This window comes from Victivallis sp. (assembly GCF_048170485.1).
Classification (GTDB): domain Bacteria; phylum Verrucomicrobiota; class Lentisphaeria; order Victivallales; family Victivallaceae; genus Victivallis.
The window spans coordinates 1-6,107 of the sequence record NZ_DBEXAY010000066.1 but is presented as its reverse complement, the minus strand read 5'-3'; the positions used below and the strand labels follow the sequence as shown (position 1 = coordinate 6,107).

Here is a 6,107-nt window from a genome sequence, read left to right as displayed (position 1 = left end):
AGCGGCTCCGACAAGATTCCCGCCAAAAACTGAGGATCAGCACAATAAAGTGACAAATTTGTCACTTTTCTGCGGCATTTGCGGCCTCCTGCGCCGCCCGCCGGTTCGCGGCAAATCCCGGATTACCGGGTTCAAGCGACGCCGCACGGTGAAAAAATTCCGCCGCTTCACGGAACGCCCCGCGCCCCATCGCCAGAATGCCGAGGGAGTTGAATGCCTGAGCATGAGCCGGATTGCATTCGAGTGCCCGTCGGTACTGCTTCTCCGCCTCAGGCAGTCGCCCCTGGCGCTGGAGAAACAGGCCGAAATTGAAGTGAAGATCCGCGTAATCCGGTCGCAGAGCGAGAGCACGGCGGTAGTGCTCCTCCGCCTCCCCTGCCCGGCCGGGCAGAACGGAGCAGAGATTGCCGAGGTTCATGTGCGCGTCGGCATCCAGAGGATCGGCGGCAAGCACCTGCCGGAAAGCCCGTTCCGCTCCGACGGCGTCCCCCTCCGCCATGGCGATGCCGCCGAGCAGATTGCCGAAACGCGGAACGTCGTCGATCTCCCGCAGAGCCTGCTCCAGAAGCGGCTTCGCCTCCCGGAACTCCCCTTTGCGAAACGCGGCTTCGCCGAGCAGAGCGGCCGCCTCCGCCCGGCCGCTGTCCTGCCCCTGCAGCAGGAGAGAGGCCGCCAGCAAAAGCGGCAGGATGAACCAGTGCCTTCTCCAGCGGAGCCGCGCCAGGGCACACGCGGCAAAGAAGAAGACCGCCGGCAGCATCGCCAGCCGGTAGCGGCCGGAAGTGACCGTCAGTATTTGCATGAGAAAGAGGGCGCCGAGCAGCAGATAAAAGTGGCGGCAGGGCAGAAAACGCTTCCGCTCCCGCAGGACTCCGATCAGGGCGAAGACGAACAGCGGCAGCGTCAGCACGCCGCCCAGGCGGATCAGAACGGAGCGGCGGATGAGAAATTCCGGGTCCGCCCCGGCCGTCAACTCCCGCCAGTACCACACCTTCCCTGCCTTGACGCAGGCGAGACGGAGCGCGTCAAGCGGGTGATTCCACCAGAAGGAGAAGACTCGTCCGGTCCAGACACGATCCACCGTGACGCCGCGCGCCTCCGCCTCCTGCTCCGCCTCGCGGTGAAGAGTTCGCCACTGTGTGCCGGGGCGGATGTAACAGGAACCGGTCGCCTCCGGATTGTTCCCCAGCCAGAGGTTGAAGGCGCTGTTGGCCTGAATCAGAACCGGCCGCCCCGCGAGGGAGCTGTTCACCAGCGAAACCGGCAGAATCGCCACCAGCGCACCGGCGAGAACGAGCATCGCCGCGCCGAACCGCTTCCGCCAGCCGAACCAGAGCAGTTCCGCTCCGAGAAAGGCGAGGCTCATCGGATGGGTGATCGCCGCCAGGCCTGCCAGAACTCCGGCCAACGGAAAACGGAGAAGCCGCTCCGAGCGGGTCCGGCTCCGTTCCGCAACGTAGAGCGCCGCGAGCATCCCGGCCAGCAGCGGCAGAAGCAGGGCTTCGGAAATCAGTTCCGCCTGATGGAAGAGGGGAACCGGGTAGAGCATCGCCAGCGCGAGAAACCAGAGCGGCGCTTTGCGTGGAATGCCGTGCAGCCGGGTGAGCAGTGCATAAATGCCGAGCCAGCTGCCCCAGTTCAGCAGCAGCTGCACCGCCCGGACCAGCGGAATCGAACTTCCGCCAAGCTGATAGAGCAAAGCGAGAAACCAGGAGTAGAGCGGCGCGTGGATCTCCGCTTCGCGCGGCAGAAATACGCCGGAAAGGATTTCGCGGGCGCGCGCGTCATATTCGGAGACATCCGGCCCGACGGCCAGATCGAACAGCGGGAAACCGGCATAATCCGCCCAGTAGACGGCGCGAAGCACCAGCCCGGCCGCCGCCAGCAGGAACACCGGCCGGAGGCGGGCGAACCGGTCCGGCATATCAGCGAGGCCCGCCATCGTGCCGGCGACTACCGCGGCGGGAAGTCGAATTCGTATTCGAAGAGATCGCCGATCCGCTGGATCGCCTTCTCCTCATCCGGCCCCTCAGCCCGCAGAATCGCCTTGGAGCCGACGGTCAGCCCGAGGGAGATCAGCGTCAGAATGCTGTTGAGTTCCGTGTTCTGCCCGTCACTGGTTTCCACCGTGAATTTGTGGTAGGGGAACTCCTTGTTGATCGTATTGAGGATCACGCTGGAGGGGCGGCAATGGATTCCCGCTTTGTTGCGAACCGTGAAAATGCGTTCTTTCATTTCGTCTTCTGCTCCCTCTCGTGGTTGATCAACTGTTCTGCCGGTGTCAAACATAATACAGAATCGTGCTTCGCGCAACCCCAGCCCCGCAAAAAAACAGCAAAAAACCGGAGAAAAACGTATCTTCACAGACTTTTTGTTCCATCCGGAGACAAAATCAACGCTGAAACCGGGTGAAGAGCGGCCAGGGATTCGGGGTCACAACCGCCCACTCCAGCAGGACCGGCACATCGGCCCGAAGCTCGAATGTGTGACGGCCCGGCTCGAGCTGCACCTTTTCCGGCCGGGCGAGAAAGGCGTACCCGCCCTTCGCCACCATCGGGTAGTTATAAAGCTCCCGGGTCCGCAGACCGATTGTCCGCTCCATGCCATCGAGCCGGAGCGTTACCTTCCCCAGCCGGGGCGGCAGAGCGCCGAGCCGGACCACCACATAACACGCCTGCGGCTTCGCCACCTCAAACTCCCAGCGCCCTGTTGTAAACGGCACATGCCGGTCATGTCGGAACACCGCCGCGGCACGACTCTCCGCCGGAATCTCCTCCGCCCGGTCGTTCCGCACATAGACCAGCACCGGGCGGGAGAAGCCGTCCATTTGCCGGATCGAAAAGCCGCCGCGCCGCACACCGGCCGGACCAAGACGGTCGGCAATCGGCTTCACCGCAAGTTTTCGTCGTTCTCCCGCCTTCAGCGTACCGGAACCGGGCGTGACGGAGACCCAGTCGAAACAGCGCCCCCGTTCAATCCGGAAGGAGCAGTCCCGCAGCGCTTCAAGCGTGATGAACTGCGCCGGCGCATCGCCGGAGGAGAATTCCAGCCGGGCAGCATCGACGGTGAAACCGAGCCCGGGGCGCGGCGGAAAATTTGCGCCGTCCGGCCTGCACCCCATATCCTGCCCCGCGGCGGCGAAGTTCGGCACCTCGACCGCGGCCCCCGCCCCCGGCGCGCCGGGGCGGATGACGTAATCGGCACCGGCCGCGTTGAGGAACTCGGTCTTCGCGAGGATCATGTGCGGCCCGATGCTCGGACCGATCAGGATGTTTTCCCGCTTCTTTCCGCCCGATGAATAACAGAGATCGTAATCGAAACTGTTGCCGGGCATGGCGCGACGTTCGTAGATCACCTGACCGCCCACCTGAATGAGGTTGTTGCGGGTCACCGCACGCAGTTCCGGATTGGTGCAGATCACACCGGAGCCTCCCAGCAGGGTGTTGCTGAAGATATGAAGCATGCCGTCGCCCCGGCCGGATTTGAAACTGGCGGAAGCGCCCAGCATCTCGTCGCCCAGATTGGCAATCAGGTTGCGGAATGCGTAGGAGGGACCGCACATGCAGCCGCAGGTGCTCACGCCGCAGTAGGTGCCTTCGATCCAGTTGTCGAAGAAACGCACATTTTTCTGACCGCCGTCGAGTTCGATGGCGTCGTCGTTGCCGAATGCGAAGCAATTGCCGTAGATATCGCAGTCGCGGGCAAACCCGCCGTCGCGATTGAAGTTGCCCCATCCTTCGACAACGTCGTTCCAGCGGTGAAATTCGCAACCGATGAAGTCGTTCCAGCGCACCACCATCCGGGAGACGTTTCCGACGAAGAGCGCCTGCGGTCCCGCCGGATGCGAGAAGAACCACGGGTTCGCCCGGTTGCGCGGTTCGTCGATGCGGCACCGTTCGACCGTCACCGCATCGGAATTCATCACTTCGATTCCGGCGGTGTAGTTGACCGCCCTGCCCCGGTCGTCGTAGAACTTGCCGTCAAGGTCGAGCCGCTGTCGCCCCACCGTTCCCCAGCCGGAGATGTCGCAGTTGCGGAAAAGGATGTGGCGGGAATTGTTCACCACAACGGCGGAAGGTGCGCCGCCGCGGATCGTCAGATTCTCCAGAATCACATACTTCGCGTCGCGAATCCGGAGCACCGGCTTGCGGTCGCCACCGGCAAGCACCGTGCCCGGCGCGCCGGTCAGCCGCAGATAGCCGTCGGGGGTGCCGCCGCCGGTAATTTCGATCGTCTCATTTCCGGAACGTTTCCCGATGTCAACCGTACGGCCGACCGGAACGGCGCTCTTCCAGGTCCGGAATTTCCGGATCAGCGGCTTCCCCGCCGCCGGCGTGAACCGCAGTTCATACAGCGTGTCCTCCTTGAGATCGACGATGCTGCCGCGCAACTGGCGGTCGGTCGCCGACCAGACCGGCGGATACGCCCTCTGCCACGCGCCTCCCGGGAGCCGGAACTCCACCTTGCCCGGTGGCGGTTCCTGTGGCGAGGAAACGTTGCAGTAGTAGGAGGCGGAATGGTAGAGAGGCACCACCTCCAGGGGATCGCGCACCACCGGCTCCAGCCGGAGGTCCCGGAACTCGGCCGATTTGCCGAGGTGCCGCTTGTTCAACTTCATCCGCAGGCAGACTTCAATGTAGTCGGCGCCGTCAAGCGGAAATTCACAGCGGAGTCTCCGTTTCATCCGGCCGGTGGTGTCGTCGGAGGAATAGCGTCCGGTCTCCCTGCCGTTGCGCCACGTCTTCACCTGAAGATATCCGGCGTCGCCCACCGCTTCCGCAGAGAACGCGAAGCGATCGCTGGAAAGCGGGAGTTTCTCCCGGCGGACCAGCGCACCGTCGCCGCGATTCTGCGCTTGCACCACCTTCAACCGTACGCCGCCGGCAATCGCCGTTGCCTCAATCGTCCCGGCAGGTGCAATTGTCCATTGGGGAAGCTCGCGGGCAAAATCGTACCGGATCGTCTCTCCGGCCGCGATGGCCGAAGTCACCACTGCCGCCGTCACCAGCAGCACCCGTTCTGAAAGAAGCTGTATGTTCATCGTTGAATGTAATCCGAAGTAGTTCCGTCGCCGAACCAGACCGAGTTCATCGCTCCGTCGACAAACTTGTTCCAGCGGAAGAGGCCGCGTGTGTAGAATTCCACCGGCGTGCCGCTTTTCACATGGCCGTCGGCGTAGGCGGCGTTGGCCTGCCCGGAGTGGCGGAGCATGATGCCGTGCAGATTGTTGTTCCCGCTCGTCCACTTGAAGGTGGGGCACATATCCGCATATTGGAACCCGGTCTGCCGGAGTGTGGTGTGCTGGCGGGGGATGCCGCTGTCCGCAAAGATCATCGTCGCGACCGGTTTGCGCATCCGGTGCAGGACCAGAAAGGAGCCGACCCGGTTGGAGCCTTTCTTGATCTCTTCAACAAAACGGCCGGCGATGGCAGTGTCCTCGCTGACGCTGGACTGCCCGACCACCATGCTGGGGCGGACCACCCACTGCACGCCGCCGTAGGTGCGCTGCGGCACCTGACTGCCGCCGTCCTCCTCGTGGAAACGCGGCGATGCGGCCGGACAGGAGACGACGGCACTGGTCTTTCGCCCAAAGATCACCACCGGCGGCAGATAAGCCGGCGGAGTGCTCTCTCCGCCGGAGGAGAGAATCTCCGACCAGCGCAAGCCGTTCGAAGGAAGGCTGCTCTGCGGCGCCTCCATGATGAAGCGGCCGTTGTAATCGACGGCGTAGGTGGATTCGGCAGTGATGCACTGCCGAAGGTTGTTGGCGCAGGAGATGGCCCGGCCTTTTTCGCGCGCCTTGTTCAGCGAGGGAAGCAGCAACGCGGCGAGGATGGCGATGATCGCGATCACGATGAGCAGTTCAATAAGGGTAAAATGTTGCCCGTATGTGCTTTTCGGCAGTGACACGGTGCCGCCGGGTGAATTTGCCGCCTCCCCTTTTGCCAACGGCCTCCCCCGTCTCTGGGCACTTCGATACGGACGATTTGCCTCCACGTTGATTTCCATGCATCCTCCACTACATAAATCCATTTGAAGAAAAGAAATTCCGAAATCTGACACAGTCTGTTAACTTAATTATACGACAACCTTTTGAAAATGTCAAC

The 6,107-nt window shown here is 62.9% G+C and carries 4 protein-coding genes; all 4 read right to left on the bottom strand.

The annotated features are described in order from the left end of the window. Window positions 1-61 precede the first annotated feature (61 nt). Window positions 62-1,942: a tetratricopeptide repeat protein gene (locus ACMLHG_RS03520; RefSeq protein ID WP_417169569.1), complete on the bottom strand. Its 1,881-nt coding sequence runs from the start codon at window positions 1,940-1,942 to the stop codon at window positions 62-64. Between the two features lie 11 nt (window positions 1,943-1,953). Next, on the bottom strand, window positions 1,954-2,235 hold the full coding sequence (locus ACMLHG_RS03515; protein ID WP_295807090.1) for an HPr family phosphocarrier protein: 282 nt from the start codon (window positions 2,233-2,235) through the stop codon (window positions 1,954-1,956). A 157-nt stretch (window positions 2,236-2,392) separates the two neighbouring features. After that, complete coding sequence (locus ACMLHG_RS03510; RefSeq protein WP_417169568.1) at window positions 2,393-5,041, bottom strand: right-handed parallel beta-helix repeat-containing protein; 2,649 nt, start codon at window positions 5,039-5,041, stop codon at window positions 2,393-2,395. Continuing rightward, the gene (locus tag ACMLHG_RS03505; RefSeq protein ID WP_417169567.1) at window positions 5,038-6,009 is read right to left on the bottom strand and encodes an H-X9-DG-CTERM domain-containing protein; all 972 of its coding nucleotides are present in this window, start codon (window positions 6,007-6,009) and stop codon (window positions 5,038-5,040) included. Before ACMLHG_RS03505 ends, ACMLHG_RS03510 begins: the two co-directional genes overlap by 4 nt. Window positions 6,010-6,107: the final 98 nt, after the last annotated feature.